Below are 3,461 nucleotides of genomic sequence, written 5' to 3'. Positions count from 1 at the left end.
CCCCCCCCCCCCCCCCCCCCCCCCCCCCCCCCTCGCCGGTCTATGCCGAGCTGCCCCCTCCGGCCCTCTGGGCCACCTCCCCCAGAGGGGGAGGAGAACCGGATATCTACTTCTTCTTGAACGGCTTGCCGGCCGGCTTGCCGTCGAAGCTCTTGGCCTTGAAGGGCTTGGGGCCCTTGAACGGCTTGCCGGCGCCGGCGTCGTCGCGCTTACCGGCATAGGGCTTGGGCGTATACGGCTTCGGGCCGGCGGCGTTGTCGCCGAAGCCCTTGGGCGCGCGCGGCTTGAACTCGCGCGGCGGACCGTCACGGCCTTCGGCGCGCGGCTTGTAGGCGCGCTTGGGGCTGTCGGAATCCTGCGGCGAGTACGGACGCGGCGCATCGTTGTCGCGCGGCGCGCGCGGCTTGAAGTCTCGCGGCGCGTCGTCGCCACGCGGAGCGCGGGGCTTGAACTCACGGGGCTTGTAGTCGCCCTTCGGCTCTTCGCCACGGCCATAGGGCTTGGCGTTGCTGACGCCGTCGTCGCCATAGGTCGACGGGCGCGGCGTGTGATCGCGCGAGCCCGGGGCGTTGGCGCGCGGCGAACGCGGAGCGTCGTCGCGGGGCGGACGGGGCTTGTACTCGCGCGGCGCGGCGTCGTCGCGCGGCGGACGCGGCGCATATTCGCGACGCGGACCGGCTTCGCGCGCGGCCGGAGCCGCCGTCGGGGTGATCGTGACGTCTTCACGCACGGTCTGCTGGACCGCGGCGCCGAACTTCACGGCGGCTTCGGCCGAGATCTCGAACTTGGTGTCGTAGTCGAAGATCCGGATCGACCCGATGTCCTTCTTGGTGATGTGGCCCAGACGGCAGATCAGCGGGATCAGCCACTTGGGGTCGGCGTTGTTGCGACGGCCGGTGTTGAGGCGGAACCATTCCGAGCCGTCCATGCTGACGCGCTCGGGGCGGTCGCCGAAGTCGCGTTCGCCGCCGAACTCGCGGGGCTCGCGCGGCTCGCGGCTGCGCGGGCCCGGATCGGCGCCGTGGCGCGGGTCGTCATAGATCTCTTCCGGGGCCGGCAGCTTGGCGCGGCGGGTGCGGATCAGGGCGGCGGCGATTTCCAGCGGCGTGCGCTTGGCCAGCATGGCCTCGGCCAGGGCGGTGTCTTCCTCGACCGACGGCTCGTCGAAGATCGGGTCGTCGAGCAGGCGCTCGGTGTCCTTGACGCGGATCTCGTCGGCGGTCGGGGCGCCGCCCCATTGGCCTTCGACGCCGGCGGCCATCAGCAGCTGCTCGGCCTTGCGGCGACGGGTGTAGGGGACGACGAGGGCCGAGACGCCCTTCTTGCCGGCCCGGCCGGTGCGGCCCGAACGGTGAAGCAGGGTGGCCTTGTTGACCGGCAGTTCGGCGTGGATGACCAGGCCAAGGTCCGGCAGATCCAGACCGCGCGCGGCGACGTCGGTGGCGACGCAGACGCGGGCGTGGCCGTCGCGCAGGGCTTGCAGGGCGTCGGCGCGTTCGCGCTGGCTCAGCTCGCCCGACAGGCCGACAACGGCGAAGCCGCGTTCACGCAGCTTGCTGTGCAGGGCGCGCACGCTTTCGCGGGTGTTGCAGAACACCAGGGCGCCGGGGCTTTCGAAATAGCGCAGCAGGTTGACGATCGCGTGCTCGGTCTCGTTGGGCGCGACGCGCACGGCGCGATACTCGATATCGCGGTGCGGCTCGTTGCGGCCGATCGTGTCGATGCGGATGGCGTCGTTCTGATAGCTCTTGGCCAGCTGCACGATCTCGCGCGCCAGGGTCGCCGAGAACAGCAGGGTGCGGCGCTCGGCCGGGGCGGCGTCGAGAATGAACTCGAGGTCCTCGCGGAAGCCCATGTCGAGCATCTCGTCGGCCTCGTCGAGGACGGCGACCTTCAGCTCCGACAGGTCCAGGTGACCGCGTTCGATGTGGTCGCGCAGGCGGCCCGGGGTGCCGACGACGATGTGGGCGCCGTAGTTCAGGGCGCGCTGCTCGCGACGAGCGTCCATGCCGCCGACGCAGTTGACCACCACGGCCATGGCCTGGGCGTAAAGCCAGGTCAGCTCGCGATTGACCTGGATGGCCAGTTCGCGGGTCGGGGCGATGACCAGGCACAGCGGCGCGGCGGCGCGGCCGAAGATTTCCTGGTCGCCGAGGAGGGTCGGGGCGGCGGCGAGGCCGAAAGCCACGGTCTTGCCCGAGCCGGTCTGGGCGCTGACCAGCAGGTCGCGGCCTTCGGCGTCGGCTTCCAGCACGGCGGCCTGGACGGGGGTGGGCTCGAGGTAGCCTTGAGCGGCGAGAGCCCGCTCGAGAGCGGGGTGAGAGGCGGGGAAGGGCATCTGGGTCCAGTTCATTTGCGGCCGCACACACAAACGCGCGGCTCGCGCCAATGACCAAATCGGGCCCAGAGCCTGTAACGCTCTCTTCGGACCGCTTCTTGGTCTAATCCAACGAAAATAGCCCCCTTTCGCGGCCACGACGATGCGTCGGCGGCGAAAAGGGGGCTTGATGAGCGGCCTTATGAGGCTATCCGCCGCCAGAAAGCAAGGGCGGCGGCCTATTTGTCGCGGTTTAGACCAGACCCGTGTCTTCCGGGCGACGCCCCGAGAGCTCGCCGGCCAGGCGCGCGACGCCGGCGGTCAGAAGGCCCAGCATGGCCATCATCAGCGCCTCGGCCAGACCCGGCGCCAGGATCGCGAGACTGGGCGTGGCGCCCAGATTGGCGATACCGACCGCGCCGGCCAGCAGGGTGTAGGCGGCGGCCGCGAAGCCCAGGGGCAGGGCGCTCTTGTTGATCGCGGCCAGCCATTTGGCGTTCGGACGGGCGATGGCGATCACCGGCCCCGCGATCAGGCCGGCCAGCAGCAGGACGGCGATGGCTTTCACGGGAATGGCAGCGTCGGCGAAGATGCCGATCAGGGTCAGGGGCTGTTTGCCGGTCGAGGCCACGGCGGGCGTGGCCAGCAGCACTCCGGCGGCGGCTATGAGGCTGAGATGGCGTAGGCGCATGGGTGGGCTCCGGGTGATTACGTGTGTAAAATCATAACTGAGAGTTACGTGCGTAATTTCCGGAGTCAATCCCCGTCGGGGAATGACGGAGGAGGGTGAGAGATTCACTCCCGACCCAAAAATCTCTCGTCATCCCGGCCGCAGCGCAGCGGAGAGCGGGGACCCAGGGGCGACCGCGATGCGCCGGCCCCTGGGTCCCGGGTCGGCTACGCCGCCCGGGATGACGACAGTTTGGGGATTGGCGGTGCTCCGTCCCCGGATTTCACAATCCAGATCCCAACAAAATCAACCGCCTGCCACTTTTACGCCTTCGCCAACCATCCGCGTTGAAACCAGCCGCACAATGGTCCCACCTCGTCGCGAGGAAAGGGCGCAAGGCCAGCGACCGATTGCGGCGGCGGGGGGCGATCGAGCGGGCGCGCTCGTCGGCGCGGAGCAATCCGCAACGGCATC

At 69.8% G+C, this 3,461-nt stretch carries 2 protein-coding genes and 2 pseudogenes; 1 reads left to right on the top strand and 3 read right to left on the bottom strand.

Features of this window, described 5'->3' with window-relative positions:
• Positions 1 to 106: 106 nt before the first annotated feature.
• Complete coding sequence (locus AC1RRV_RS08870) at positions 107 to 2,338, bottom strand: DEAD/DEAH box helicase (protein WP_492859680.1); 2,232 nt, start codon at positions 2,336 to 2,338, stop codon at positions 107 to 109.
• 232 nt (positions 2,339 to 2,570) lie between these two features.
• Positions 2,571 to 3,008, bottom strand: coding sequence for a hypothetical protein (locus AC1RRV_RS08865; protein WP_492859250.1), 438 nt, complete (start codon positions 3,006 to 3,008; stop codon positions 2,571 to 2,573).
• An 82-nt stretch (positions 3,009 to 3,090) separates the two neighbouring features.
• On the opposite strand from AC1RRV_RS08865, the pseudogene AC1RRV_RS08860 reads away from it, so the two are divergent.
• A pseudogene (locus AC1RRV_RS08860) lies at positions 3,091 to 3,216 on the top strand (hypothetical protein); the annotation flags it as partial.
• Positions 3,217 to 3,293: 77 nt separating this feature from the next.
• Here the strand turns inward: AC1RRV_RS08860 and AC1RRV_RS08855 are convergent.
• Positions 3,294 to 3,461, bottom strand: a pseudogene (locus tag AC1RRV_RS08855) (hypothetical protein); the annotation flags it as partial.

It is taken from the genome of Caulobacter sp. GW821-FHT11E10 (genome assembly GCF_058808375.1).
The sequence above is the reverse complement of the archived record's forward strand: the minus strand, read 5'-3'. Positions and strand labels throughout refer to the sequence as shown.

Coding starts and splice junctions, on each gene's coding strand:
- AC1RRV_RS08870 (WP_492859680.1), bottom strand. CDS start 2,338: ATGCCCTTCCCCGCCTCTCACCCCGCTCTCGAGCGGGCTCTCGCCGCT.
- AC1RRV_RS08865 (WP_492859250.1), bottom strand. CDS start 3,008: ATGCGCCTACGCCATCTCAGCCTCATAGCCGCCGCCGGAGTGCTGCTG.